This is a genomic window from Pleomorphomonas sp. T1.2MG-36, from assembly GCF_950100655.1.
GTDB lineage: Bacteria > Pseudomonadota > Alphaproteobacteria > Rhizobiales > Pleomorphomonadaceae > Pleomorphomonas.
Window position 1 is genome coordinate 576,399 of the sequence record NZ_CATNLY010000001.1, and the last position, 25,193, is coordinate 601,591.

Below are 25,193 nucleotides of genomic sequence, written 5' to 3' on the forward strand. Positions count from 1 at the left end.
AACTTCGCCACGGATACGGGGCGTCCATGCCTCCGAAAGGCACAAAGGACGCCCCGAACCGTTCCGAAACTCGCCTCAGTTGATCTCGGTGACGAACTTTTCCTTCGGCCAACGCACCTTCTTGAGGTTCACGAGCCAGTCCTTGTCGGCTTGGCGATATCCAAGCGGCAGGATCGTGACCGAGCGAAGACCGCGCGCTCCGAGGCCGAGCAACTCATCGAGCGCCTCGGCATCGAACCCTTCCATCGGCGTTGCATCCACTTCCAGCATCGCCGCTTCGGCGATGGCGAGGCCGAAGCCGATATAGGCCTGGCGTGCCGCATGCTCGAAGTTGGTTCGGGCGTCGCGCGGCACATAGGCGGACAGCAGCCGCTGCCGGTAGGCGTTCCAGTTGGCGAGCCGCTCGCCATCGAGCTTGCGCTCCTCGACGACGAAGTCGAAGGCTTCGTTGATGCGATCGGCCGTGTAGGTATCCCAGGCGGCAAAGACCAGCAGGTGCGAAGCTTCGACGACCTGCGCCTGACCGCTGGCGATCGGCAGGATCTTCGCCTTGATGTCGGGATTGGTGATGACCAGCAGTTCGTAGGGTTGCAGTCCGCTCGACGTCGGCGCGAGGCGGGCAGCCTCCACGATCCGGTCGACCTTGTCCTGCGGGACCGTGCGCGTCGGGTCGAACTTCTTGGTGGCGTAGCGCCAGTTGAGTTTGTCGAGAAGCATGAAGGCAATTCCCAGGATAGAGAAGAACAGGCCGGGGGAGCACGTGCAATCGGCGCGACGCCCCCACCGGAAGGCTGGATGACACTCGTCCCGCCACCCAGGAGGCGCAACGACCTCGCGCCGTTGTCACCGAGAAGTGAGCTTCCCTCCCCGATCAGTCCTTCTTGTCGTAAGGATTGTCACCACCGGAGCGCATCTGGACGCGGATCGGCGTCCCGGGCATGCTGAAGGTTTCCCTGAGCCCGTTGGCGAGATAGCGCATGTAGCTCTCGGGCATGGCCTCCGGCCGGGAGCCGAAGATGACGAACATCGGCGGCCGCGTCTTGGCCTGGGTGATATAGCGGATTTTCAGGCGGCGGCCGGCGACTGCCGGCGGCGGATGATGCTCGATGAGACTGGTCAGCCAGCGATTGAGGCGTCCGGTGGAAATGCGCGTGTTCCAGACGTCATAGGAGCGCACCACCGCCTGCATCAGCTTGTCGATGCCTTGGCCGTTGAGACCGGAGAGCGGCACCAGTTCCACGCCACGCACCTGCGGCAGAAGCCGCTCGCATTCCTCCCGCAACTCCTTGAGCTTGCTGGCGCGATCCTCGACCAGATCCCACTTGTTGAGACCGATCACCAAGGCCCGGCCCTCGCGAACGATCAGGTCGACGATGTGAAGGTCCTGCTTCTCGAAGGGAATGGTGGCGTCGAGCAGAACGACCACCACCTCGGCGAACTTGATGGCCCGAAGCGCATCGGCCACCGACAGCTTCTCCAGCTTTTCCTGCACGCGCGCCTTGCGGCGCAGACCGGCAGTGTCGAACAGCTTCACCTCGCGGTCGCGCCACACCCAATCGACCGAAATGGAGTCGCGGGTGATACCGGCCTCCGGCCCGGTGAGCAGACGATCCTCGCCGATCATTCTGTTGATCAGCGTCGACTTGCCGGCGTTCGGTCGTCCGGTGACGGTGACGCGCAACGGCCGCTGTTCCTGCGGACGGACGAGATTGCCCTCCTCGTCGACGTCGAGGTTGACCACCGCCTCCTCGCTCTCCGGCTCGGCAAAGCCGAGACGGCCCTCGAACGCGTCGCGCAATACGTCGTAGAGATCTGCCATGCCCTCGCCATGCTCGGCCGAGATGGCGATTGCCTCGCCGAGACCAAGCTCATAGGCCTCCATCAATCCCGGCTGGACGCCGCGTCCTTCGGCCTTGTTGGCCACCAGGATCACTTCGCGGTCCATGCGGCGGATCACGTCGGAGAAATGCTTGTCGAGCGGCGTGATGCCGGCCCGCGCGTCATAGAGGAACAGGATGGCGTCGGCTTCGCGGATCGCCGTCTCTGTCTGGGCGCGCATGCGCCCCGCGAGCGAATCCGGATCGGCTTCCTCTAGGCCGGCGGTATCGATCACCTGAAATGTCAGATCGCCAAGCCGGCCGCTACCGACGCGGCGGTCGCGCGTCACGCCCGGCGTGTCGTCGACCAGCGCCAGCTTCTTGCCGACGAGGCGATTGAACAAGGTTGATTTGCCGACATTCGGACGGCCGACGAGAGCGACGGTCGGTTGCGCGGGCATGGTCGAGACTTCCTTCAATAGACATTGCGGCGCCGGACCAAACCGATCCGCCGCCGCCCGTCTTTTTGTCCTATGGCGCCGCGATCAATTCACGGCGATGAGCGTACCGTCTCCGGCAAGAACCATCATCTTGCCAGAGCTCAGGATCGGTGCAATCGCACCGCTGAATCCAATCTCGGTGGTGACGCCGAGCGCGCCGGTAACGGCATCCACCGAAGCGATGCGGCCATCGTTGGACGTGGCCCACAGCTTGCCAGCTGCCATCACCGGTCCGGCCCACGAGCCCTTGCGGCTCGAGGACGGCTTGAGCGGCAGCGTTTGCGCCCAGACCACCTTGCCGGTCTTGAGGTCGATGGCGATCATTCTGTTCTCGAGATCGATCAGGAACAGACTGCTGCCGGAAACGACCGGCGTCTCGGCGCTGCCAATCGGCTGCTGCCAGCGAACGTCGCCGGTCTTGAGATCGAGAGCGACCAGAGCGCCGCCGATGCCGGTGGCGTAGACGGCGTCGCCATGGATCACCGGGCTCGCCGAAGCATCCCGCAGTCCGGTGATCGCCGAAATCGAGCCGCTGCCGGTGATGGAGGCTTGCCACTTGACGTTGCCGGTGGCGAGGTCGAAAGCCTGGATCTGGCCGGTCGATCCGGCGACCACGACAGTGTCGGCGGAAATCGCGGCGCTGCCGGCACCGGCGAGCGCGGCGCCCGAAACCTCGGTCGAGGCGCGCCAACCGGATGCGCCGGTCGCCGCATCGAAGGCCTGGACCACACCCGACTGGGCGGTGACCACTACTTTGCCGCCACCCACCGCGGGCGCCGAACGAGCCGGCGCATCGAGCTTCACGCGCCACAGGATCGAGCTGGTCGCGGCATCGATCGAAAGAAGCTCGCCGTATCCGGTCGCCGCGTAGACGCGACCACCCGCAACGGCCAGACCGCCACCGCCGACCGGATCGCGCGCGCCGGACGGGTAAACGCCGACGTGCCAGGTCGCGCCACTGTTGGCCACCTTGAACCCCGAGACAACGCCAGCGGAGTCATAAACATAGACGATGCCATCGGCGGCCACCGGACGCGCCGAGATGCCGCGTCCCTTGCTGGTGGAAAGCCCCATCATGCCGTTGCCGAAGCCGGACTTGCCACCCTTGATCGACCAATAGTGCACGCCTTGCAGGGCACCGACGACATTGCCGGGGTCGTTGGTCGCGGTACCGCCGGGCTGCGACCATGCGGCGAGCGCCGTCGCCGCGCCAATGGTCGCTCGACCGTTGGTCACGCCCCGAGTCGGGTCGGACACGGCCAGAATCGAGGTGCGATTGCCCTCGGCGACCGGCTGGTCCTTCTTGAACGGGTTGAGCGAAGACAGCGAGTCCATCGCCGAATCCGAGCCGCACCCGCCGAGCGTCATGGTGACGACCAATGCGAAAGCCACCGAGGAAAGGCGCGGAGAAACCATCATCCAGCCGCTCCGCTATCGCCGTTTCCGGCCTCCGAGGCTGCAAGATCGCTCAGCACGCGCGCCCGGTTACGGGTACCCGACGGTGTCGTCGGATCGTCGATGAGCTTCCGGGCTTCCTCGCCGGCCAACTTCCAATCCTCGGCGCGAACGGCCGCGAGGGCGACGATCTCGCGCGCAGCATGGCGCCAGGGGGAGATATCGTTGTTGTAGCTGTCGACCCGCGCCTTGATCTGGTCGAGGCTTTCCCGATCGACGGCGATCAACGCAGCGCGGACGGCGGCGAGATCACGCAACGGCTGGTCGACGCCCGAAGTCTTTGACAGATCCTCGAAAGCGGCAAGCGCGTTGTCCATCTCACCCATCGCCGCGTGTTCCGAAGCGGCGCGGAAGCGTGCCAACACCTGATATTGCTTCGGCGCACCAGAGCCATAGACCGCGAGCGACTCGGCGAGCGCCTTGTGATCTCCGGCCTTTACCGAGGCCAGCACCTGCGAATAGGCGTCGCCGGCCGCGTTGGCACGGCTGGTCGCCCAGTAATCATAGCCACGCCAGGCAGCGGTACCCGCGACGATAAGTCCGGCCACCACGTAAAGAACCCAGCCGTAACGCTTCCACAGGCCCGTCAGCCGATCGCGGCGCAGGTCTTCGCCGACTTCGTCGAAAATATCAGACATCTTCTACCCAACTATCGGCTCGCGGCCCTCGCGGTCGCTACCCATACACGGCCTGCGCCAACCCCAGCCAGCGCAACTCATCGACGCCGTTTACAGCCTTTTTCGCGGCAACGCCACCTCTTCATGCGGACAGGGCCGAGCCCCCTCACAGCAAAGGCATGCCGATCAGCCAGTCGTGCAGCACGAACAGCAGCGCCGCCCAAACGGCAAGGCCGATTGCCACCGCGATCCAGTCGTTCATCGGCTCGGGCGGCGCGGTCGACGACGCCGTCATCGGCCGCGCGATTAGGGAGAACCGAGCCGCCAGAGTCCATATGAAGAAGACCGCGCTGAGCAGCACTCCGGCAAGCGTTCCGATCGCCAGCGCATGAGCGACCGACCAGAGCGTCACCGACATCAGCATCGGGTGACGCACGAAGCGGCCGATGCGCGTCGCAACCGGAAAGAAGGAAGCCACGAGCAAAGGCAACGCCACCGCCATCACCACGAAAGCGAAATCGCGGGCCCACGGCGGCGGTTCGAACAACTGCACGGGATCCTGCCGGGCGAGGCCGTAGCCGTAGATCAAGAGAACGAGCCCGGCGAGAGAGACCAGAGAGTAGATGCCGCGCCAGGGATTGTAGCCGATGCGGGCGATCGCCGCCTCTCGAACCCTGGGCGCAACGATGTAGACAGAATGGATTCCGACGAAAAGAACGAGGCCAACGAGGAAAATGGACATTCCCGGCTCCTTGAACGCCCGATGCGCATTTGCTCTTCAGCCCCGTGGCTCGGATCAGGCCGCGACCCCACGGGAAATGGCTAAAAAGCAATGAATTCCGCATAGACCTTCCTGACCATAATCAATTAACGCTTGCGTGCAATAGTGGTCGGCATCTTTACGGGGGATGTCATGTATCGCGCCTTCGCCCTGTTGGGATTGTCCGTATGTCTGACTGTAGCGGCGCCCGCATTGGCCGCGACGGACGATCATCCCGGCTTTGACAACGTTCCGATGCGACCGTCTCTGGCATCGAACGACCGTGCCGACCAGTTGGCAATGACGGTACTGCCCGCCGCGGACATCGCCGAGGCGCTCGGTTCCGGCCCGGCGACCCGGCAAGCCCTCGGTCCGAAGGTTTTGGTCCGCGTCGACATCTCCTCGCAGACCATGACCGTTCTGGTCCGAGGCAAGGTCGCCCACACCTGGAAGGTATCGACGGCAGGCCGCGGCTACGTCACGCCCACCGGGTTCTGGACGCCCTATCGCATGCACACCATGTGGCACTCCCGCAAATACGACAACGCGCCGATGCCGCACTCCATATTCTTTCATGAAGGGTATGCGATCCACGCGACGCCATACGTCAAGCGCCTCGGCAAGCCGGCCTCGCATGGCTGCGTTCGCTTGCATCCTGACAATGCCAAGGCACTGTTCGCCTTGGTGAGGCAGTACGGCCCATCGGCGGTGCGCATCTCCGTCGAGCAGTGACCCCTCGCGCAATTCCGAACCCCGAGCCCGACAGTTGGCGAGCGAGCCTTCTTCAAGGGCATTCCTGACGTCCTCTGCAGAATCGTCCATGACAACGGTGTCATAGACAAGCAATCGTCCATGCACGGACTGAGGGTCGAGCGAAAACGATTCAAGCTGGAATGGCAGGTTGGCTCGTTGCCAATAAAACCGATTCAGGTTCATCAGGGCATTTGCGTAGAGAGTTTTGAAACTCTCCAAAGCCCGCTTCCGCTTCCATAACCGTCACCGACATTCAAAAATTCTTTCGGTGGGTTTTAGGCAAGGTTTATGCTGCGGTGCAGCATAGACCGTTTTTTGAGCGCATTACCTCAAATTTCACCTCATACAAGCCAAAAGACGGCAAACATGCGGCCATGGCTCCGTCGAAAGTCGTATTTCGGCCGCATTCGAAGCTGTGGAGGACGATCTCCGTCACCCCTGAATGCTGCTGCGCGAAAACTGCATTCCTGACATGCAAGTCCCCCTCTAGCCCTGCATGCCTCGTTCGCCTAATTATCGGGGTGTCGAGAGCGAAGCGCAGCAGACGACAGACTGAAGAGCGCAGCGCCTCACAACCCGAATGGATGATGAAATGCTGGACACCGTTGTCAACAAGCTCCGCTCCTACCGCAAGTACCAGGAGACCTACCGCGAGCTGTCTCGTCTGAGCACCCGCGAGCTTGCCGACCTTGGCATCTCCCGCGGTGAAATCTCGAACGTCGCCCGCAAGGCCACGCTCTGATCCCACGAAATTAGGCTCGCCAGCCGAACTATCCTCCTCCCAGTTCCGCGGCGACCCTGATAGACACCCTGCCGGTTCCTCCTCCCTCCGGCCGGTGTCTTGGAAAGATGGTCCTCCTCCCCCATCTTTCTCTTAGGCGATGATGGTCCCCTCCTCCTCCCTGGACCATTTCGCCGGTTTTGTGAGTACCGACCTGCCCTTCCTCCTCCCTGGGCAACGTCGGTTTGGTCGTGGCAATCCTCCTCCCTTGCTACGACCGTCCTGCGATGCTCCTCCTCCCGCATCGCAGGTTAGCTGTAGCGGCATACCTCCTCCCATGCCGTCTACAGAAAATTGCAGCGCCCACCGGATCTCCTCCCCCGGTGGGCGTTTGCATTTTGAGGCATTCCGCAGATCCGAGTCGTGCCCCGAGCATCAGGAAAAGCGCTGCATATGCCCGGCGGACGTGCTAATCCCCCGCCATGACCAATCAGCCCCATGCCCCCATTCATATCGTCGGCGCCGGCCTCGCCGGTTCGGAAGCCGCCTGGCAACTCGTTTCCCGCGGCATTCCAGTCGTCCTCCACGAGATGCGGCCGCATCGCGAGACCGAAGCGCACAAGACCGGTGGCTTTGCCGAACTGGTTTGCTCCAACTCCTTCCGCTCCGATGACCACGAGAACAACGCCGTCGGTCTGCTTCACGAGGAAATGCGCCGCGCCGGTTCGTTGATCATGGCCTCGGCCGACACCAACAAGGTTCCGGCGGGGGGCGCGCTGGCGGTCGACCGGGACGGATTCTCCGAAAAGATCACCGCTTCGCTGCGCACCCACCCACTCGTCACCGTCGCCGAGGGAGAGGTGGACGGACTGCCCCCCGAGAGCTGGGGCGATGTGATCGTGGCCACCGGGCCACTCACGTCACCGGCGCTGGCCGACGCCATTCGCGCCACCACCGGAGCCGCTTCGCTCGCCTTCTTCGACGCGATCGCCCCGATCGTCCATTTCGACAGCATCGACATGGACAAGGCCTGGTTCCAATCGCGTTACGACAAGCCGGGACCCGGCGGCACCGGCGCCGACTATATCAACTGCCCACTGGACCGCGAACAGTACGAAGCCTTCGTCGATGGGCTGCTCGCCGGCGACAAGACCGAGTTCAAGGATTTCGAGAAGACGCCCTATTTCGATGGCTGCCTGCCGATCGAGGTCATGGCCGAACGCGGCCGGGAGACGTTGCGTCACGGCCCGATGAAGCCGGTCGGCCTCACCAATCCGCGCAATCCCACGGTGAAGGCCTATGCCATCGTCCAGCTTCGCCAGGACAATGCGCTCGGCACGCTTTACAACATGGTCGGCTTCCAGACGAAGCTCAAGTATGGCGTTCAGGCCGACGTCTTCAGGATGATCCCGGGGCTTGAGAAAGCCGAGTTCGCTCGGCTCGGCGGTCTCCACCGCAACACCTATCTCGACAGCCCGCGCCTGCTCGATCCGGTGCTTCGCCTCAAGGCCGCCCCGCGTCTCAGATTCGCGGGCCAGGTCACCGGATGCGAGGGCTATGTCGAATCGGCTTCGATCGGCCTTCTGGCCGGTCGCTTCGCAGCCGCCGAGCGGCTCGGCACGACGGCCGTCCCGCCGCCGCCGACCACCGCGCTCGGCGCGCTTCTCGGCCACATCACCGGTGGCCATATCTCCGCGGAGGCAGAGGGCGCACCGCGCTCCTTCCAGCCGATGAACATCAATTTCGGGCTCTTCCCACCCGTCGAGGTGCCCAAGGAGCCCGGCCAGCGGTTACGCGGCAACGAGAAGACCATAGCCAAACGACAGGCGATCTGCCGCCGCGCGTTGGTCGACCTGGCCGGCTGGCTCGGCTGAAGACGAAAAGTCCGGGCACTCTTGGAGATTCTTCAACCAGAAGAAGCATTTGCTGCGCTAGTAATAATTACAAAAGGAAAATCTGGCTTATACAGAACTAGCGTCTCCTTTTGGAATGCAGACGATGGCTGCTGGCGGGTTGCTTCGGGTTTTGCGCCGCGTGAACGGATTGGTTCTCCGGCCCGCGAGCTTGCCAGCCCTGATCGCCCTCGTCGCCGTCGGACTGCTCGGACTGCTCGCCGACTACCAGAACCATCAGTTGTTCGAACAACACGCACGGGCGACCGTCGCCGATCGCCTGTCCGTCATTCGCGCGCGCCTTGAGGGCAACATCAGCCGAGACATCCAGATCGGCCGAGGGGTTGTTGCCGCCTTCGCCACTCGTCCCACTCTGGACAAGAACGAGTTCACCGTTCTCATCGAGCATCTCCTCGAAACCGGGTCCGATCTTCGCCTGATCGCCGCCGCCCCGGACATGGTTGTCGGCATGGTCCATCCACTCCTCGGCAACGAGAAGGTGATGGGCCTCGACTACATGAAAACGCCCGGCCAACGTGACAACGTCCTCCGGGCCAAGGCGACCGGCAACCTCGTGCTGGCCGGCCCGCTTGAGCTGGTTCAGGGAGGCGTGGGCATCGTCGGGCGTTTCCCCGTCCTGGTCGATCAGCCAAGCGGACCGCCGGCATTCTGGGGCATTGTCTCGGCGGTGATCGATGTCGACCATCTTTATGCCAACAGTGGAATAACCGCCGCCGATTTCGATCTCGATCTCACCATACGCGGCCGTGACGGAAAGGGCGCCGACGGCGAGGTCTTCTTCGGCTCGGAAGACGTGCTGACGCGCAATCCGCTTGTCACGACGGTCAGCATTCCCGGCGGCACCTGGCAGCTTGCCGCAACACCGAAGGGAGGCTGGCCCGAGCCGCCAAACACGGCGGCCTTCCGACTGATGATCGCCTTGATCGGCGCGCTCGTCGTATTGCCCATCCTGATTACCGGCCATCTCTATGCCGAGCGTCGCCGTAACCTCGACGAACTCAGCGAAGCCAAGAGGCTTGCCGAGGCCCGCAACGCCCAGCTCGAAGAAGCCAACCGGCGTGTCCGGCACACTTCGCTGCACGACGAACTGACCGGACTGCCCAATCGCCGCTACCTCATGGACCACCTCGGCCGTCTCGATTCCGAAATTGGGGCAACGACGGATCGGATCGCCATCCTTCATATGGATCTCGACCGCTTCAAGCAGGTCAACGACGCCTATGGACATGCGGCCGGCGACCGCCTTCTCCAGCATGCCGCCGACCTCATGCGCGTCGTGTTCCGGCCCGACGATATCGTGGCCCGCATCGGCGGCGATGAATTCGTGGCCGTTTGCATCGCCGACGAACCGGAAGAGCTGGCCCGAGCGCTGGCCGACGAGCTGATTGCCGGCTTCCGCCATCCGATCGATCTCGGCGAGATTCGATGCCGCAGCGGGCTCTCGATCGGCATCGCCTGCTCCGCCCCTCGAAAGAGCCAGTCGCACAAACTCCTGATCGATGCCGACATCGCTCTTTATCGGGCGAAGAAGCTCGGTCGCAATCGCCTCGAGTTCTTCACCAGGGCACTTGAAGCCGAAGTGGTCAGTGCCAAGCGTTTGGCCGACGAGGTTCTGACGGGCATCGAGGAAAGCCAGTTTACCGCCCACTACCAGCAACAGTTCGACGCGTCGACGCGCGAGATCGTCGGTCTCGAAGCCCTGATCCGCTGGAATCATCCGACGGAAGGTTTGATCGCGCCTGCCCGCTTCCTCGAAGTGGCGGAAGACATCGGCGCCCTGCCCGTTCTCGACCATCTCGTGTTGGAGACGGCCCTCGTCGACCGGCGACGCTGGGTGGCCGCCGGCCTGAGAGTGCCGAGAATCGCCGTCAACGTGTCGATGGGCCGACTTCGCAACGAACGCCTGATCGAGACGATCGAGGCGATGACGATCGAACCGGGAGCGCTGGCCTTCGAGCTGACCGAGGCGATCTATCTGGACGACAGCGACGAGGTCGTTTCGGGAAACATTCGCGGCCTCAAGGAACTCGGGATCGAGATAGAGATCGACGACTTCGGGACGGGCTACGCCTCCATCGTCAGTCTGATGCGCCTGCAGCCGAAGCGTCTCAAGATCGCCCGCCAACTGACCGCCGCGGTGTCGTCTTCCGTCGCGCAACGCCAGCTCATTCAGTCGATCGTCGAGATCGGACGCACGCAGGGCATCGGCGTCGTCGCCGAGGGCGTCGAAACCATGGAACAGGCGGATATCCTACGGGATCTCGGCTGCCAGATCTTGCAGGGCTTCGCGCTTGGCCGACCGATGGACGCCGGCCGGCTGGCTTCCCTGATGCGCCTTCAAGGTCAGGTCTTTCGTCCGGAGGCGAACGGCGGGTTGCTTGTTTCCGACGACGATCAGAGCTAAGGAAAGCCTCGGTCGGCAGTTCACCGAGGCGTCGCTGTCCCTCAAGGGAAGCTAAACCTGCCAGTTCCCATCGGAAGTCGACGGACACTCCTCTCGTGCCCCGCCGCAAGTCAGCGACCAGCGACAATCAGCGATGATCGGCACGTGCGAGGATAAGCCATGCCCAGAGACATCCTACCGCTGACCATACCCGACATATCGGCCCTTGCCAAAGCGCTCGGTCGCGAACTGACCCTGATCGACGGCAAACCCGGCCATGTCCAGCTTCTCAACATGCTGGCCCGCGCGGTCGGCTATCGCAATTTCCAGCATTTCCGCGCCGTGACCGCGGCGGAGACGCGCCTTGGCGAGCCACTCTCGGCACCGGAACCGGTGGATCACGCCCTGGTGGAGCGCGTGGCCGGGCACTTCGACGCCGAGGGGCAATTCCTGCGCTGGCCCTCGCGCTACAGCCATCAGAGCCTCGCGCTTTGGGTGCTCTGGTCGCGCCTCCAGGCGGGGGCCGTCTATAGCGAGTTCGACGTCAGTCTGGTCATCCGCAACAACCATCGTTTCGGCGACCATGCCCTGATCCGCCGCGCCATGATCGACGTCGGGCTCATCACACGCACGCTGGACGGGCGGGAATACCGCCGCGTCGAGCGAAAACCGCCGGGCGAGGCGCTGGCGCTGATCCGTCGGATCGCCGCCCGCACCTCGGCCTGACGGCGGTCGGTCGAAGACGCGTCTTCAGCCCTTGCGCGCGGCGTGCAGTCGCTCGATCACCAGATCGAAATAGCCGTCGGCGTCGATCTCGGTCAGCACCAGCGCGTTCTTCGGCCGACTTGTTACCGAATGCCAATCGACGACGGTCATGCCACGCGTCAGCTCGTCGCAGGAGATTTCAACATTGACCAGACGCCCCCTGAACAGATCCGGCTTCAAGAGGTAGGCAGTGACCGTGGGGTCGTGCAGCGGCCCACCGTCCATGCCCCAGGCTTTCTCGTCGAACCGCTTGTTCCACTCAAGAAGGTGATAGAAAGCCTCCATGTGCGGCCCGCCCATGGCGCGCAGCTTGTCGAGGCGCGGCTTCTTGGTGAGCGCCGTGTGCGTGCAGTCGAGCGGGATCATGACGATCGGCGCGCCGCATTCGAACACTTTCCTTGCCGCCTCGGGGTCGACGTAGATGTTGTACTCGGCTGCCGGGGTGACGTTGCCGCCTTCCGAGCGCGCGCCGCCCATCAGCACGATGCCTTCGAGACGAGCCGCCAGCCTCGGCTCCCGCGCCATGGCGAGCGCGATGTTGGTGAGAGGGGCGAGACAGCAGAGCGTCACCGTCTTTTCCGGCCGGGACATGACGAGGTCCACGATCTTGTCGGGTGCAAATCCGTCGGAAGCCGTCGCGACCGGCTCGGGCAGGTCATAACCCTCGAAACCGGTCTCGCCATGCACGTATTCGGCCGTCTCGAGTGTCCGCACCATCGGTCCGGCGGCACCGGCATAGACGGGCACATCGGCCTGCCGCCCCACCAGTTCCAGCGCTTTCAAGGCGTTGCGCGTCGTGTGGTAAAGCGGCACGTTGCCGCCAACGGTGGTGATGGCGAGAAGCTCAAGCTCGTCGGGCGAGCCGAGCGCCATAAGGAAGGCGACGGCATCGTCCGGCGACGGATCGGTATCGATGATGATGGACTTGACCATGGAGGGCTCCGAGAAAGCCTGTCGGCTCTCGCAGCCATATCCGTTCAATTACCTATAAGCAACGACCAAATCTCGCCCATGTGGCCGCTCAGTCGGAAACGAACAGCTTGCCGTTGGCAAGGCCGAGCAGCGTCGCCAGCACCACCACGAGAACAAGGAGCGAGGCGATCGAAAGCTGCGCCCACAATAGCCAGTCGGCGAAGGGGAAGGGATAGGCCCGCACCAGCGTGAACAGTGCCACCGTGAAAGCCGCAGCCGGAAAAGTGTAGCTCCACCACGACAGCGCAAGCGGCGCCCTCAGGAAGCGCGGCAGGATGGTGAGGAACACGACCGCCAGGAAGGCGGCGTAGCCGAACAGCGCCAGCGCCGGCCAGTCGACCTTTCCTTCGAGCGCCACGAGCGACAGGAAGCCTACGGACGGCGGCGCCAGGAAAATGACGAGCGTCGGCTTCAGCTTCTCCGGAAAGGCCGGCCCGGCAGCTATGCGCTGGAACAACAGCGGCTGCACGGTCAGCCAGAAGATCATGCCTATGCCGAACAGAAGCCACGACGGCATGATGAGACCAAGCCGCACGCCGAACACCGGAGCCAGCAGCATGCCGACCAGCGGGATCAGCGTTGGCGGCATCAGGGACATCGGGTCGTTGCGGGGCGTCAGCATCAGGCCCCGTACGGTCATCAGCGCCACGAGCAGATGCAGCGTCACGGCGACAACCCAAGCCCAGAAGGCGACGCCGGGCTGAATCGGGATCAGCATGGCGGAAATCATCATCAGGCCGATGGTGAAGGCACCGGCAAAGGCGGCGCGGGCCGGATGAGCGAGGTCGGCGAAGAGGGCGCGCGGATGGCGGATCTCGCGCCAGATGTGCAGAAGGGTAAGTAGCGTCCATACCAGGGCCGCCACCGCGAGCAGCGCCTCGCCCGGGAAGGCCGGCACCCCGAAATAGGCTGTCGCCTCGCGCCAAGCGAGACCGAGGCCGCCAATTCCCATCGGCGCCGAGAACAGCGGAAAAGGCAGGTGCGCAATGCGGCTCGGCCGTGCCGGCACGGCCGTGGGCTCCGCTTCGTCGCGGTCGATTCTTGGAGCGGTCGCCATGTCGTCCTCCTGTCGCAGGTGAGAACTTCCGCGACATGTTCCTATTTTCCCACACGGAGGCTAAGGCTCCGTAAAGCCTAACGAGCCGGGGTTGGCCTTAAGGAGCAGCCGGCCGCCCTTGCCAAGCCGCACGAACACCCCAGTATCAGGGAAGCGCCGGCAAGCGATCCGGTCGTTTCCTTCGAGGTGTTCCAATGTCCACCCTGCCCGTCATCACATTCCATGGTGCCGCCGAGACCGTCACCGGATCCTGTCACATGATCGAATCCGGCGGGCATCGCGTGTTGATCGATTGCGGCATGTTCCAGGGCTCCAAGACCGAAAAGGAACTCAACTATCGCGCCTTCCCGTTCGATCCCCGCACTATAGATGCGCTGATTCTGACTCACGCCCATATCGACCATTCCGGCCTTGTCCCGAAGCTCGTGAAGGATGGCTTCACCGGCCCCATCTTCGCGTCGGCGCCGACAGTCGACCTTTGCAAGGTGATGCTGCCCGATTCCGCACACATCCAGGAAATGGAAGTGGAGCAGCTCAACCGACGCAACAAGCGCCGGGGGCGACAGGAAGTGACGCCGATATACGCGCTGCTAGACGCCCTGGAGGCCGTGAAACAGATGCGGCCGACGCGGCTTGGCGACTGGTGCGAAACGGCGCCGGGCATCCGCTTTCGCCTGTGGAACGCCGGCCATCTGCTCGGTTCGGCGTCGGTCGAGCTGGAAACGACCGGCAACGGAAAACCGATGCGGATCCTGTTCTCGGGCGATCTCGGCCCGGACAACAAGCTGCTGCAACCAAGTCCGGAAGCGCCGACCGGTTGGGATCACGTGGTGATGGAATCGACCTATGGCGACACCGACCGGCAGGAGGTAACGGAGACCCGTCGCCGGGCGGCGCTCAAGGCCGAGGTCAAGGCGGCCATCAATCCCGATGGCGTCCTGCTGATCCCTTCCTTCGCCGTCGAACGCACTCAGGAGCTTCTGGCCGACCTGGTGCATCTGTTCGAGACCGGCGAACTGCCGCCCTGCCCCGTCATCATCGACTCGCCGCTTGCCAACCGGGCGAGCCAGATCTTCCGCTCCTACGCCAGAAGCCTCGACAACGGCGGTCTCCTGCTGCGCGCATTCGCCTCGCCATACGTCCGCTTCACTGAAAGCGTCGAGCAGTCGATGGCGCTCGACCAGATGCACGGTTTTCATATCGTCATATCGGCATCCGGCATGTGCGAAGCCGGCCGCATTCGCCATCGTCTGCGCAATTGGCTGTGGCGCCCGGAGGCGACGGTGTTGCTGGTCGGCTACCAGGCGGCCGGCACGTTGGGGCGCCTGCTCTCCGACGGCGCCCCGATAGTCCGCATGAGAGGCGAGCAGATCGAGGTCCGCGCCCGCATCCGGAAGCTCGACCTCTACAGTGGCCACGCCGACGGGCCGGAACTCGCCGCCTGGCTCAAGAAGCGCCTGCCGATCGGTGGCACCGTGTTCATGGTGCATGGCGAGGAGAAGGCGATCGAAGGCCTCAGGGCCCGGCTCGCCGACAGCCTGCCCAACGAGCGCCTCGTCGACCCGCGCCTTGACGCCTCCTATCGGCTCGATCACGCCGCCGCCGTCGAGATCGTGGATACCACGAGGAAGCCGCGCCTCGAGCCGAGACAGCTCGGACGTACCGATTGGCACAACGATTTCCAGGGACTTCTTCTCGACATCCTGGCGGAAATCGGCAAGGCGGCCGACGAGAGGGCGCGCGCCAAGGTCATCCGTCGGCTCAGGGACGCGCTTGCCGCCGAATGAGGCGATTGATTGCCCCTCGCCGTCGCTCGGGGATAGAAGGAAGCGGATGACCGGCGCCTGTGCGCGGCCGGTCAAGCGCCCTGCACGAAGGAACGGTCCGCGATGCCGATCAACGCCTCGATCACCCTCAAGCGCGACGGCTCGTCGGTCAGTGGCGATCGCATTCGCCTGCTGGAGGCCGTTGCTCGCGAGGGCAGCATTTCGGCCGGCGCGAAGGCGGTCGGCATCACCTACAAGGCCGCCTGGGACTGGCTCGATGCCCTCGCCAACCTGTTCGGCCAACCGATGCTGGAGACTCGAACCGGCGGCAGGGCCGGCGGCGGCGCCACGCTCACGCCGGCCGGGGCCAAGGTGATCGAGGCCTATCGCCGCATGGAAGCCGAAATGGCGCGCGTGGTCCGCCTCATCGAACCCGACCTCGCCGGCACCGGCATTTCTCCTCTCAACCTCTTTTCGGGGTATTTCATGCGGACTTCGGCACGCAACGTTCTCCGGGGCACCATCGTCTCCATCGACGCCGACACCCTCAACGCCGATATCGCGGTGGCCGTCTCGAGCAAGACGACCATCCATGCCACCGTCACCGCCGGCAGCCTCAGGGACCTGGGGCTGGTTGTCGGTCGAGAGGCCATCGTGCTCATCAAGGCGCCCTTCGTGATGATCGCACCGGGAACCGAGCCACCGGCCGTCTCGGTCGCCAACCGCATCGCCGGCCGCGTCGCTCGCATCGAGGTCGGCACGGTCAATGCCGAGGTCGTTCTCGACGTCGGAGGCGGCAAGTCCCTCGCGGCATCGATCACCGCCCGCTCCGCCGAGGCGCTGTCCCTCAAGGAGGGCAATCCCGCCTTTGCCCTGTTCGACGCCGGACACGTCGTCATCGCCATCGACTGATGGCCAGAACAGCCCTGTGACGGCACTTGCCGGCACATCCGGCCTTGACGATTGGTCGGTATCGCCCCTGAAACCGACCACCGCTCTTTGCCATCTGGCATAAGCCCGGAATTGGCGCTAAATGTCCGTTTGAATCGATTCTAATTCCGTTCCTTTTCGCCCGGTGATGCGATGACCCAAGTCCGCCTGATCATGTTGCTTTTCTTCCTGGAGCCGCTCGTCTTCGGGAACTGGCTGTCGCGCATTCCCGAGGTGCAGGCTGGCCTCGGCCTCAGCCCGGCGCAACTGGCGCTCGCCCTCCTGGGCATGCCGATCTCCAACTTGCTGATCCTGCCGTTCGCTGGCCGGATCTGCAACGCCGTCGGCGCCCGCAATCTCCTGATCTGCACCTTTTCCGGCATGCTGCTGATCCTCACCCTGCCGGGACTCGCCTTCAACATTCCGTCGCTGTTTCTGATCCTTGCCTCCTGCGGCGCCCTGCTCGCACTGGCGGAGCTGGCCATGAACGTCGAGGCGGCACGCATCGAGGAAGAGGCCGGTCGGCTGATCATGAGCACATGCCACGGCTGCTGGAGCGTCGGCATCGGCGTGGGCAGTTTCGTCGGCGCCACGCTGGCGACCTTCGGGCTGACGGTTACCGAAGCGCTGGCGCTGTCCGTGGCGGTCGTGCTGCCGACCGCCGTCTGGGTCGGGCTTCAGTTGCCAGCGGAACCGGCCAAGACCGCAACCGCCAGTGACGCACCCAAGCCTTCATTCTTCAACATTCCCCCGAAGGCCCTGCTCCTGGTCTGCATCTTCAGCATCGGGTTCGCGGTCACCGAGGGAGCGATGGGCGACTGGTCGGGCATCTTCCTGCGCGACGAGACGGGAACGCCCACCGCCATGCTCGGCTACGGCTACGCCGTGTTCGCGGCTCTGCTGTCAGCCGGACGGTTCATGGGCGACACTCTGCGCCAACGCCTCGGCATGGTCGCGTTGGGGCGCCTGTTCGTGTCCATCGCCCTCTGTGGCGCCTTGCTTCTGTTCATCGCCAGCAATTTCTGGATGGGCGCCATCGCCTTCGGCATGATCGGCCTTGGCATCTCCACCGCCTTCCCGATGGCGGTCACCGCCGTCACGTCGATACCGGGCACGGCGGCGGGCAATGTCGCCATTCTCTCGGCGATCTACGTGCTCGGCTTCCTGGCCGGCCCGTTGGTGATCGGCGGTCTGGCCGAGTTCCTCGGCATTCGTGTCGGCCTGATGTTCCTCATCCCGGTTCTGTTCATCAGCCTGCTGCTCACCGGTTCGCTCCGCCCGGGCGATCGCAAGACCGCGCCGGGAGAGGCCGAACCGGCAAGCGCCTGAGCCGATCAGGCCGCCCGGTTCAGGATGGCCACGAAGAAGCCGTCGGTACCGGTCAGGGCCGGCGTGAGGCGAAGCATGGATCCCTCACCGTCTTCAAGACGGAGGCGCGTGAGATCCGGCGCGTCCCTGCCGGTCACCGTGGCGAAGGCCGCGGCCGCGTCGCCCAGCGAGAAGTCCGGCGTGCGCGCAAGGAAGGCTGCGATCTGCGCCTCGTTTTCCTCCGGCAGCACAGAGCAGGTGATGTAGACAATGCGTCCACCGGCTCTCACCAGCCGCACCGCGTTGTCGAGCACCGCCGCTTGTTCCTTGAGACGGATATCCAGCGCACCCGGCGCCAGGCGCCACTTGGCGTCCGGCCGCCGCCGCCACGTGCCGGAACCGGTGCAAGGCGCATCGACCAGCACGAGATCGCTCTTGCCGGCGAGATCGCCGAGCACGTCCTGATCGCGACGTGGCTCGCGGATCTGGATATTGCGGCTGCCCGAGCGATCTATGCGGTCGAGGATGTCGCCGAAGCGTCGCTTGTCGCTGTCATAGGCATAGATCTGGCCATGGTTGCCGAGCGCCGCCGATAGCGCCAACGTCTTGCCGCCGGCGCCGGCACAGAGATCGACCACCTGCCGACCACCGCCCGCCGCGGCGATCAGCGCCGCCAGTTGGCTGCCCTCGTCCTGCACTTCGAACCAGCCCCTCTTGTAGGCGAGATCCGAAGAGACGTGGCCGGGCCGGAGATCGCCGTCCACCGCCGGGATCCTGATGCCGACCGGCGACCAGCGGCAGGGCTCCGCCTTGAGATGGGTGAGCCCGGCAAGTACCTGCTCCCGCTCGCTCTTCAGCGTATTGACGCGAAGATCGACGTCGGCGCGTCCGGCGAGCGCCTCGCCCTCTTCCACCACCCGATCGCCAAAAGCGCGGGCCAGGGAAGCGGCCAGCCACTCCGGGTAATCACCCTTCACCCAATCGGGCGCATCGGCCGGAACGGTCCCGCTGGAAAGCGCACTGCGTTCATCCTCGGTAAGGGACGGCGGCGCAAACTTGTCTTCGGCAAAGAGCGTTTCGAGCGACCCGACTCCGCGTCCCCACAGACGAACGGCAGCGGCAAGCGCCAGCGCGCGCGGGCTGTCGGACCCCATGATGGCGGCAAGCGATGCCCTACGGCGCAGCACGTCGAACACCAGATTGCCAATGGCGCTGCGATCCTTTGACCCCGCGAAACGATGGGTGAGCCCCCAATCCTTCAGCGCGTCCTGCACCGGTCGCCGCGTGCGCTCGACATCGCCCAGCACTTCGATCGCCGCTGCGATCCTGCCGCCGTCTCTCATCTCAATATCCTTCGGTTGCCCGTCTAGTCTCGTGGCGAGATATGAATGAGACGACCGCCGGGAGCAAGCCCGGCGGTCGTCAGATGATGTTGTCAGTCGACTATAAGACGATGTCTCAGGCAGCGCCGGGATAATTCGGGCTTTCACGGGTGATCGTCACGTCATGAGCGTGGCTCTCCCGCATGCCGGCCGAGGAGATGCGCACGAACTGGGCTTTCTCCTGCAGGTCCGGAATGGTCTTCGCGCCGACATAGCCCATGGCGGCCCTTACGCCGCCCACCAACTGGTGGACAACCGATCCAAGCGGCCCCTTGTAGGGCACCTGCCCCTCGATTCCCTCCGGCACAAGCTTCAGCTGGTCGCGCACTTCCGCCTGGAAATAGCGGTCGGCCGAACCGCGCGACATGGCGCCCACCGAGCCCATGCCGCGGTAGCTCTTGTAGCTGCGGCCCTGGTAGAGATAGACCTCGCCCGGGCTCTCGTCGGTGCCGGCCAGCAGGGAGCCGATCATGCAGGCCGTGGCGCCGGCCGCCAGCGCCTTGGCGCAGTCGCCAGAGAAGCGGATGCCACCGTCGGCGATCACCGGCACGCCGGCATCGCGAGCGGCGGAGACCCCCTCCATGATGGCCGTAAGCTGCGGCACGCCGACACCGGCGACGATGCGGGTGGTGCAGATCGAGCCCGGACCGATGCCGACCTTGATCGCGTCGGCGCCGGCGTCGATCAGCGCCTTGGTGCCATCGGCGGTGGCCACGTTGCCCGCGATCACCTGCACATGGTTGGAAAGCTTCTTCACCTTGGTGACGGCTTTCAGCACGTATTCGGAGTGCCCGTGCGCGGTATCCACCACCAGCACGTCGACACCGGCATCGATCAGCGCCTGCGACCGCTCATGCCCCTTGTCGCCGACGGTGGTGGCGGCAGCGACGCGCAGGCGGCCCTGGTCGTCCTTGGCGGCGTTGGGGTTGAGGCGGGCCTTCTCGATATCCTTGACGGTGATCAGGCCGACGCACTGATAGGCCGAATCCACCACAAGCAGCTTCTCGATGCGGTGCTGGTGCAGCAGGCGCTTGGCTTCGTCGTGGCTGACGCCCTCGCGAACCGTGATGAGGTTCTCCCGCGTCATCAACTCGTAGACCCTCTGGTTCGGATCGGAAGCAAAGCGGACGTCGCGGTTGGTCAGGATGCCGACGAGGCGCCCATGGCCGCGGCCACCGTCTCCTGCATTCTCGACCACCGGAATACCCGAGATGTTATACGACTTCATGAGGTCGAGCGCTTCCTTCAGCGTCGCCTCGGGGCCGATGACCACCGGGTTGACCACCATGCCGCTCTCGAATTTCTTCACCTGCCGGACATGCTCGGCCTGCGTCTCGACGTCGAGATTGCGATGAATGACGCCGATGCCGCCGGCCTGCGCCATGGCGATGGCCAGGCGCGACTCGGTCACCGTGTCCATGGCCGACGACAGCAGCGGGATATTCAGCTCGATGGTGCGGGTCAGGCGGGTACGGACATCGGTGTCGGCCGGCAGGACTTCCGAGTGGCCAGGCATCAGCAGCACGTCGTCGAACGTCAATGCGTGATCGCCACCGGCGGAGGGAACGAAGAATGAGGCCATGACCAACTCCTTGGGCTCGCAGGCGACGAAATGAAAATAAGCCTGTCCGAAATCGCGTTTCGCGACTCGGGGCAAGCATTCATCACCGAATGAAGTTGGCGGTGGTCTCTACCACGCGTGCGGCGTTTGGCAAAGGCAAAAGCGCGACTTTGGTATACTTACGCGAAACCGCTGACGAAGGGTCGAGCCGCTTGAATCAATGCTCTGAGCCAAAAATCAACAGCGGAAAGCTCCGGGCCGGACTTGCGACCGACCGGATTCAGAACTTTCGATAAGTGATATCTTCATTAATCTTTTCAACGACATCCGCAACCTTTCGAATGTGGTTCTCGATGAACAGGCGAGGATGGTCCACGGGTTCGTCGACCTGCTCATAAAGCCATGTCAGGTCATGCGGAATGTGGACCGCAAAGGCTCCCGCCTCAAGCGCCGGCAGAATGTCGGAACGCAAGGAATTGCCGACCATCAGGCCGCTGTCCGGTCCGTCGCCGCGCATCGCGAACACGCGGGCATAGGTGGAAGCCGACTTGTCGGAGACGATTTCAACCGCGTGAAACAACCCGGCGAGGCCGGAGGCGGCGAGTTTGCGCTCCTGGTCGAACAGATCGCCCTTGGTGATCAGGATCAGCGGATAACGGCCCGAAAGCGCCTCAAGCGTCTCGCGCACCTCCGGCAGCAGTTCCACCGGATGATTCAGCATCTCGCGCCCCATGGCCAGGACACCGGCGACGACCGACGGATCCAGCCGGCCGTCGCTGACTTCGATGGCGGTCTCCATCATCGACAGCACGAAGCCCTTGATGCCGAAGCCATAGATCGGGATGTTGCGCTTCTCGATGGCAAACAACCGGCTCGCCAGCGTCGCCCGGTCACCGAAGTCGCCGAGCAGATCGAGAAAGCGTCCCTCGGTGTCGCGGAAGAAACGCTCGTTCTGCCAAAGCGTGTCGTCGGCATCGAAGCCGAGAGTGGTGACGATCCGGTCAGTCATGAAGCGCCCCTCCAGGAAGGCGACGACTTTCCGGACTAGCGAAACCATCGCACCGGCGCAAGTCGGCGCCGACTAGATCGCCTAAACAACGATGTCGAAACCGTTTCTCGCCGCCCACTCTTCCGACGCTTTCTTTTGCGCCTCCTCGGCAGCACGTTTGTCGGCGCGGGAAAGTTGGTCCGTCACAAATCACATGTTCAACTTGAGAGATGCCCGTCAGCAAGGAGCCGCCGACACAGGGGGAGCTGGACAACAAGGCCGCGCTCACGCGGATTGCGTCGCAAGACGAGCCCGTCCAAGCGGTTGGGGCGGAACAGCCGAAAAGGAGAACGATCTGGATTGGAAGCCATGCGGCACTTGGAAGGGAAACTCGCACCAACCCGCCATTTCGATTTGCCTCGCCGAAGGCCGCCAGCCTATAGGAAGCCGACCACGGGAGCATTCGATGCCAATCCGCGCCGTGCTGTTCGACAAGGACGGCACCCTTCTCGACTACCACCGGACCTGGGGGCCCATCAATCTTGCCGCCGCCGGGATCGCGGCGGATGGCGACGACCTGTTGGCCGCTCGCCTGCTCGCCCTGGGCGGCATGGATCGGGCGAGCATGATCACCCGCCCCGGCAGCCTGCTCGCCGCCGCCCACACCATCGAGATCGCGGCCGCCTGGGTGGACGCGGGCAGCCCCCTCCCCCTCGCGGATCTGGCCGGGCGGCTCGACGCGCTGTTCACCGCCTCGGCAACCGGTTCGGTCCCGATCGGCGATCTCGACGCCTGCTTTTCCGCCCTAAGGACGGCGGGGCTGACGCTAGGCATCGCCTCGTCGGACAACGAGGCATCCATCCGCCTGATGCTGGACCATCTCGGCCTTGCCCATCACATCGCTTTCGTCACCGGCTACGACAGTGGACATGGCGTGAAGCCGGGGCCGGGCATGGCCCTCGCCTTTGCCGAGGCGCTCGGCTTGGAACCGTCGGAGATCGCCGTTGTCGGCGACAACAGCCATGACATCGACATGGGACGCAGCGCCGGCGCCGGCCTTGTCATCGGCGTCCTGAGTGGAACCGGTGATGCGGCAACGCTCAAGCCGATTGCCGACGCCTGTCTTCCGGACATCGGCGAGCTTCCGGCTTTCCTTGCGTCACATATCAACAACTGACGTGGCGGCGGCGTCACGAGTTTGGCGTTGACTCGCATGTCCTGCCGCGCGAAGTCTCGCGCCGCCCTTCCCGCACAGCCAAGGAGTCCCTGCCATGCAGCCCGGACGCGACATATCCGTCCTCATCGACATCATGGCTCGGCTGCGCGATCCGAAAGCCGGCTGCGCCTGGGATCTTGAGCAGACGTTCGAGACCATCGCGCCCTACACCATCGAAGAAGCCTATGAGGTGGCGGAGGCGATCGCCCGTGGAGACCGGCATGACATCTGCGACGAGCTGGGAGACCTGCTGTTGCAGGTGGTGTTCCACGCCCGTATCGCCGAGGAGGAAGGCGCCTTCGCCTTTCCCGACGTGGTGGAAGCGGTGACGAGCAAGATGATCCGCCGCCATCCGCACGTGTTCGGACCTGAAGAGGCGCGTACGCCGCACCTGGTCAAGGGACTGTGGGAGAAGATCAAGGCCGAGGAAAAGGCTGAAAAGGCGGCCCGCCAAGGCGGTGAGGCGCCGCAAAGCCTGCTCGATGCCGTGTCGGTTGCTATGCCGCCGATGTTGAGGGCCGTCAAGCTGCAGCATAAGGCCGGAACGGTCGGCTTCGATTGGAACGATCCGCGCGCCGTGCTCGCGAAGATACGCGAGGAACTCGACGAGCTGGAGGCCGAAATGGATCGGGCCGACAGCGAGAAGCGGGAGGGAGCCGAAGCGCGGGCTTCGATCGAGGCTGAACTCGGCGACGTGCTGTTCGCCCTTGCCAACCTTGGCCGTCATCTCGACATCGATCCGGAAGCGGCGGTGCGAGCGACCAACGAGAAGTTCAGGAAGCGCTTCTCCTATATCGAACGGAAGCTTGAAGAAGCCGGACGGCGGCCGGCAGAAGCGACGCTCGATGAAATGGAAGCGCTGTGGCAGGAAGCCAAAAGCGAAGGCTGACGGCAGCCATGCTCAGATAAAGAGAAACCCGGCGCGGTGGCCGGGTTTCACAAGCCTCTCGGGGCCGGACCGTCGTCGAGCCTGCGGCTCGTGGTCCGGGGTAGCTGGCGGGCGATCCCGATGACGGGGTCGATGTGGCGACGCTCAGAAGCCGGCATTGCGGAACATCCCACGGTCGACGGCGCGCTGGCGGTACTCGAGGTCGATGCGATCGGTGGCCTCGTTGAGGTAGGCGACCTCGCGTTCGGCGGCGGTAGCAGGGCGAAGGGCGCGGGCGGCCTTGCGAAGCTGGGTGAACATTTTATCTTCCTTTCGATCCACGAACCGCCGGTTTATCTTCAGGACCCAGCGATCCGTTCCTCTGTCCTGACGCTCATGAAGATAGTGCATTCTATTATTTGGACCAGATCGAATGTTGCATGACGCGCATGCATCCTGCGAATTGGTATCAACAGTTTTTCTTTCTCCGGGTTTCAGGGGATCTTCATTTCACTAGGCCCCTGCGAAAGAAAAATTAACAGCTTCTTAACCCGGAAGGCGCCTGTGCCGGCCGACCGCGGCGAGCGCCCCGAGCAAGCGTTTCGGCATGACGGGATGGCAGAGACAAAAAGAAAAAAGCGCCCAGGCAATCAAGCCATACGGGCGCTCGTCTTGGGGTCAGAAACTGCGTCCGGGAAGATTCAGGCCCTGGGGCTTGCCTGAGGATCTTCCCTCCACCTTCCGCCAACGCAGGCAAACGCCAGCGTTTGGCTTTTTCTTTCAGCAATTTACCTCAGATACCGAGGTTCCGATTCCGGCGAAACAGGCCACGGTCCACTTCGCGCTGGCGAAGCTCGAGATCGATGCGGTCACCGGCATCGTTGAGATACGCCACTTCGCGTTCGGACGCGCTGATGGAGCGGAGGGCTTTCTTCAGGTTGGCAAACATAGCTGCATCCTTTCTTGGGTGCCGCCGGGATCATCATTGTTCCGGCGTTCGTTTCTTGCTCTTACAAGTCACAACATAGCTATTTTTGCTGATCGTACCAGCGCGGATACCGCAACGCCGCCATGCACCTGATGAAACCCGGGTTGAAGAATAACTATAGGCTGGATTCAGATAAACTTTGAGCGCGTAAGCAACGGCTGATCATCATTCGGATACGGCAAAGCGCCCCGGTCTTTCCATTCCGGAGCGCTTGGCGTGTCGTGCTCACCCACTGCCGCCCGCTCAGGGGCGGCCGCATTCCATCACAGACCGTAGGGGCCGCGCCGAAACAGACCGCGATCAATCTCGCGCTGGCGATACTCGAGCTCGATGCGGTCGCCAGCGGCGCTGAGGTAGTGCATCTCACGCTCCTCGGTGGAGGGAACACGCAAGGCACGGGCAACCTTCTTCAGCGGACCAAACATGGCTTTCACTTCTCTCAACGATACGGAACGGCGAAGGATTCATGTCAC

General features: G+C 63.9%; 23 protein-coding genes. 10 read left to right on the forward strand and 13 right to left on the reverse strand.

Annotated elements, in window-relative coordinates; translation table 11 throughout:
• Nucleotides 1-75 precede the first annotated feature (75 nt).
• The 5 genes from QQZ18_RS02780 to QQZ18_RS02800 form a co-directional block, all read right to left on the reverse strand.
• Nucleotides 76-717: an NAD(P)H-dependent oxidoreductase gene (locus QQZ18_RS02780; RefSeq protein WP_284537734.1), complete on the reverse strand. Its 642-nt coding sequence runs from the start codon at nt 715-717 to the stop codon at nt 76-78.
• Between the two features lie 154 nt (nt 718-871).
• Nucleotides 872-2,278: a ribosome biogenesis GTPase Der gene (der, locus tag QQZ18_RS02785; protein WP_284537735.1), complete on the reverse strand. Its 1,407-nt coding sequence runs from the start codon at nt 2,276-2,278 to the stop codon at nt 872-874.
• Nucleotides 2,279-2,362: 84 nt separating this feature from the next.
• On the reverse strand, nt 2,363-3,736 hold the full coding sequence (locus QQZ18_RS02790) for an outer membrane protein assembly factor BamB family protein (RefSeq protein ID WP_284537736.1): 1,374 nt from the start codon (nt 3,734-3,736) through the stop codon (nt 2,363-2,365).
• Nucleotides 3,733-4,410, reverse strand: coding sequence for a tetratricopeptide repeat protein (locus QQZ18_RS02795; RefSeq protein WP_284537737.1), 678 nt, complete (start codon nt 4,408-4,410; stop codon nt 3,733-3,735). The genes QQZ18_RS02790 and QQZ18_RS02795 overlap by 4 nt, the downstream gene beginning before the upstream one ends.
• 145 nt (nt 4,411-4,555) lie before the next feature.
• Complete coding sequence (locus QQZ18_RS02800; protein ID WP_284537738.1) at nt 4,556-5,131, reverse strand: NnrU family protein; 576 nt, start codon at nt 5,129-5,131, stop codon at nt 4,556-4,558.
• Between the two features lie 171 nt (nt 5,132-5,302).
• Here QQZ18_RS02800 and QQZ18_RS02805 point away from each other — a divergent pair, with 171 nt between their 5' ends.
• From QQZ18_RS02805 to QQZ18_RS02825, 5 genes are all read left to right on the forward strand, one after another.
• Nucleotides 5,303-5,881 (forward strand): L,D-transpeptidase, encoded by a 579-nt coding sequence (locus QQZ18_RS02805; protein ID WP_342398905.1) that lies wholly within the window; start codon nt 5,303-5,305, stop codon nt 5,879-5,881.
• A 613-nt stretch (nt 5,882-6,494) separates the two neighbouring features.
• Nucleotides 6,495-6,644, forward strand: coding sequence for a DUF1127 domain-containing protein (locus tag QQZ18_RS02810; RefSeq protein WP_084633142.1), 150 nt, complete (start codon nt 6,495-6,497; stop codon nt 6,642-6,644).
• 461 nt (nt 6,645-7,105) lie between these two features.
• Nucleotides 7,106-8,497, forward strand: coding sequence for a methylenetetrahydrofolate--tRNA-(uracil(54)-C(5))-methyltransferase (FADH(2)-oxidizing) TrmFO (gene trmFO, locus QQZ18_RS02815; protein WP_284537739.1), 1,392 nt, complete (start codon nt 7,106-7,108; stop codon nt 8,495-8,497).
• A 190-nt stretch (nt 8,498-8,687) separates the two neighbouring features.
• Entirely contained in the window at nt 8,688-10,940 is a 2,253-nt protein-coding gene (locus QQZ18_RS02820; protein ID WP_284537740.1) for a bifunctional diguanylate cyclase/phosphodiesterase, read from the forward strand.
• A 159-nt stretch (nt 10,941-11,099) separates the two neighbouring features.
• Nucleotides 11,100-11,645, forward strand: a complete 546-nt coding sequence (locus tag QQZ18_RS02825) for a DUF2087 domain-containing protein (RefSeq protein ID WP_284537741.1) — start codon at nt 11,100-11,102, stop codon at nt 11,643-11,645.
• Nucleotides 11,646-11,669: 24 nt separating this feature from the next.
• On the opposite strand, the gene QQZ18_RS02830 is transcribed toward QQZ18_RS02825, so the two are convergent.
• Nucleotides 11,670-12,617 carry a nucleoside hydrolase gene (locus QQZ18_RS02830; protein WP_284537742.1) on the reverse strand — a complete coding sequence of 316 codons (948 nt, stop codon included), beginning with the start codon at nt 12,615-12,617 and terminating at the stop codon, nt 11,670-11,672.
• 88 nt (nt 12,618-12,705) lie between these two features.
• Nucleotides 12,706-13,713 (reverse strand): SLAC1 anion channel family protein, encoded by a 1,008-nt coding sequence (locus tag QQZ18_RS02835; RefSeq protein ID WP_284537743.1) that lies wholly within the window; start codon nt 13,711-13,713, stop codon nt 12,706-12,708.
• Between the two features lie 194 nt (nt 13,714-13,907).
• Here QQZ18_RS02835 and QQZ18_RS02840 point away from each other — a divergent pair, with 194 nt between their 5' ends.
• The 3 genes from QQZ18_RS02840 to QQZ18_RS02850 all read left to right on the forward strand — a co-directional run bounded on the left by QQZ18_RS02840 (nt 13,908) and on the right by QQZ18_RS02850 (nt 17,738).
• Nucleotides 13,908-15,500, forward strand: coding sequence for an MBL fold metallo-hydrolase (locus QQZ18_RS02840; RefSeq protein WP_284537744.1), 1,593 nt, complete (start codon nt 13,908-13,910; stop codon nt 15,498-15,500).
• Nucleotides 15,501-15,602: 102 nt separating this feature from the next.
• Nucleotides 15,603-16,391: a TOBE domain-containing protein gene (locus QQZ18_RS02845; protein WP_284537745.1), complete on the forward strand. Its 789-nt coding sequence runs from the start codon at nt 15,603-15,605 to the stop codon at nt 16,389-16,391.
• Between the two features lie 171 nt (nt 16,392-16,562).
• A complete protein-coding gene (locus QQZ18_RS02850; protein ID WP_284537746.1) occupies nt 16,563-17,738 on the forward strand; it encodes an MFS transporter in 1,176 nt (391 codons plus the stop codon).
• 5 nt (nt 17,739-17,743) lie between these two features.
• On the opposite strand, the gene QQZ18_RS02855 is transcribed toward QQZ18_RS02850, so the two are convergent.
• From QQZ18_RS02855 to QQZ18_RS02865, 3 genes are all read right to left on the reverse strand, one after another.
• Nucleotides 17,744-19,060: an RsmB/NOP family class I SAM-dependent RNA methyltransferase gene (locus QQZ18_RS02855; RefSeq protein WP_284537747.1), complete on the reverse strand. Its 1,317-nt coding sequence runs from the start codon at nt 19,058-19,060 to the stop codon at nt 17,744-17,746.
• Nucleotides 19,061-19,175: 115 nt separating this feature from the next.
• A complete protein-coding gene (gene guaB / locus QQZ18_RS02860; RefSeq protein ID WP_284537748.1) occupies nt 19,176-20,681 on the reverse strand; it encodes an IMP dehydrogenase in 1,506 nt (501 codons plus the stop codon).
• Nucleotides 20,682-20,940: 259 nt separating this feature from the next.
• Complete coding sequence (locus tag QQZ18_RS02865) at nt 20,941-21,669, reverse strand: HAD family hydrolase (RefSeq protein WP_284537749.1); 729 nt, start codon at nt 21,667-21,669, stop codon at nt 20,941-20,943.
• Between the two features lie 445 nt (nt 21,670-22,114).
• Here QQZ18_RS02865 and QQZ18_RS02870 point away from each other — a divergent pair, with 445 nt between their 5' ends.
• Together QQZ18_RS02870 and mazG are read left to right on the forward strand one after the other, a co-directional pair.
• Nucleotides 22,115-22,825, forward strand: coding sequence for an HAD family hydrolase (locus tag QQZ18_RS02870; RefSeq protein ID WP_284537750.1), 711 nt, complete (start codon nt 22,115-22,117; stop codon nt 22,823-22,825).
• A 94-nt stretch (nt 22,826-22,919) separates the two neighbouring features.
• On the forward strand, nt 22,920-23,753 hold the full coding sequence (mazG, locus tag QQZ18_RS02875) for a nucleoside triphosphate pyrophosphohydrolase (RefSeq protein WP_284537751.1): 834 nt from the start codon (nt 22,920-22,922) through the stop codon (nt 23,751-23,753).
• Nucleotides 23,754-23,897: 144 nt separating this feature from the next.
• Here mazG and QQZ18_RS02880 read toward each other — a convergent pair whose 3' ends face one another.
• From QQZ18_RS02880 to QQZ18_RS02890, 3 genes are all read right to left on the reverse strand, one after another.
• On the reverse strand, nt 23,898-24,053 hold the full coding sequence (locus QQZ18_RS02880; RefSeq protein WP_101287565.1) for a DUF3563 family protein: 156 nt from the start codon (nt 24,051-24,053) through the stop codon (nt 23,898-23,900).
• Between the two features lie 472 nt (nt 24,054-24,525).
• The gene (locus QQZ18_RS02885; RefSeq protein WP_284537752.1) at nt 24,526-24,681 is read right to left on the reverse strand and encodes a DUF3563 family protein; all 156 of its coding nucleotides are present in this window, start codon (nt 24,679-24,681) and stop codon (nt 24,526-24,528) included.
• Between the two features lie 302 nt (nt 24,682-24,983).
• Nucleotides 24,984-25,145 (reverse strand): DUF3563 domain-containing protein, encoded by a 162-nt coding sequence (locus tag QQZ18_RS02890; RefSeq protein WP_284537753.1) that lies wholly within the window; start codon nt 25,143-25,145, stop codon nt 24,984-24,986.
• Nucleotides 25,146-25,193 lie beyond the last annotated feature (48 nt).

What these genes read in the sequence shown, in the direction of transcription:
- QQZ18_RS02830 (WP_284537742.1), bottom strand. Translation starts at nt 12,617, where the DNA reads ATGGTCAAGTCCATCATCATCGATACCGATCCGTCGCCGGACGATGCC.
- QQZ18_RS02845 (WP_284537745.1), top strand. Translation starts at nt 15,603, where the DNA reads ATGCCGATCAACGCCTCGATCACCCTCAAGCGCGACGGCTCGTCGGTC.
- QQZ18_RS02885 (WP_284537752.1), bottom strand. Translation starts at nt 24,681, where the DNA reads ATGTTTGCCAACCTGAAGAAAGCCCTCCGCTCCATCAGCGCGTCCGAA.
- der (WP_284537735.1), bottom strand. Translation starts at nt 2,278, where the DNA reads ATGCCCGCGCAACCGACCGTCGCTCTCGTCGGCCGTCCGAATGTCGGC.
- QQZ18_RS02825 (WP_284537741.1), top strand. Translation starts at nt 11,100, where the DNA reads ATGCCCAGAGACATCCTACCGCTGACCATACCCGACATATCGGCCCTT.
- QQZ18_RS02890 (WP_284537753.1), bottom strand. Translation starts at nt 25,145, where the DNA reads ATGTTTGGTCCGCTGAAGAAGGTTGCCCGTGCCTTGCGTGTTCCCTCC.
- QQZ18_RS02855 (WP_284537747.1), bottom strand. Translation starts at nt 19,060, where the DNA reads ATGAGAGACGGCGGCAGGATCGCAGCGGCGATCGAAGTGCTGGGCGAT.
- QQZ18_RS02795 (WP_284537737.1), bottom strand. Translation starts at nt 4,410, where the DNA reads ATGTCTGATATTTTCGACGAAGTCGGCGAAGACCTGCGCCGCGATCGG.
- QQZ18_RS02835 (WP_284537743.1), bottom strand. Translation starts at nt 13,713, where the DNA reads ATGGCGACCGCTCCAAGAATCGACCGCGACGAAGCGGAGCCCACGGCC.
- QQZ18_RS02850 (WP_284537746.1), top strand. Translation starts at nt 16,563, where the DNA reads ATGACCCAAGTCCGCCTGATCATGTTGCTTTTCTTCCTGGAGCCGCTC.
- QQZ18_RS02805 (WP_342398905.1), top strand. Translation starts at nt 5,303, where the DNA reads ATGTATCGCGCCTTCGCCCTGTTGGGATTGTCCGTATGTCTGACTGTA.
- QQZ18_RS02865 (WP_284537749.1), bottom strand. Translation starts at nt 21,669, where the DNA reads ATGACTGACCGGATCGTCACCACTCTCGGCTTCGATGCCGACGACACG.
- QQZ18_RS02840 (WP_284537744.1), top strand. Translation starts at nt 13,908, where the DNA reads ATGTCCACCCTGCCCGTCATCACATTCCATGGTGCCGCCGAGACCGTC.
- QQZ18_RS02780 (WP_284537734.1), bottom strand. Translation starts at nt 717, where the DNA reads ATGCTTCTCGACAAACTCAACTGGCGCTACGCCACCAAGAAGTTCGAC.
- QQZ18_RS02790 (WP_284537736.1), bottom strand. Translation starts at nt 3,736, where the DNA reads ATGATGGTTTCTCCGCGCCTTTCCTCGGTGGCTTTCGCATTGGTCGTC.
- QQZ18_RS02880 (WP_101287565.1), bottom strand. Translation starts at nt 24,053, where the DNA reads ATGTTCACCCAGCTTCGCAAGGCCGCCCGCGCCCTTCGCCCTGCTACC.
- QQZ18_RS02810 (WP_084633142.1), top strand. Translation starts at nt 6,495, where the DNA reads ATGCTGGACACCGTTGTCAACAAGCTCCGCTCCTACCGCAAGTACCAG.
- QQZ18_RS02870 (WP_284537750.1), top strand. Translation starts at nt 22,115, where the DNA reads ATGCCAATCCGCGCCGTGCTGTTCGACAAGGACGGCACCCTTCTCGAC.
- trmFO (WP_284537739.1), top strand. Translation starts at nt 7,106, where the DNA reads ATGACCAATCAGCCCCATGCCCCCATTCATATCGTCGGCGCCGGCCTC.
- mazG (WP_284537751.1), top strand. Translation starts at nt 22,920, where the DNA reads ATGCAGCCCGGACGCGACATATCCGTCCTCATCGACATCATGGCTCGG.
- QQZ18_RS02800 (WP_284537738.1), bottom strand. Translation starts at nt 5,131, where the DNA reads ATGTCCATTTTCCTCGTTGGCCTCGTTCTTTTCGTCGGAATCCATTCT.
- guaB (WP_284537748.1), bottom strand. Translation starts at nt 20,681, where the DNA reads ATGGCCTCATTCTTCGTTCCCTCCGCCGGTGGCGATCACGCATTGACG.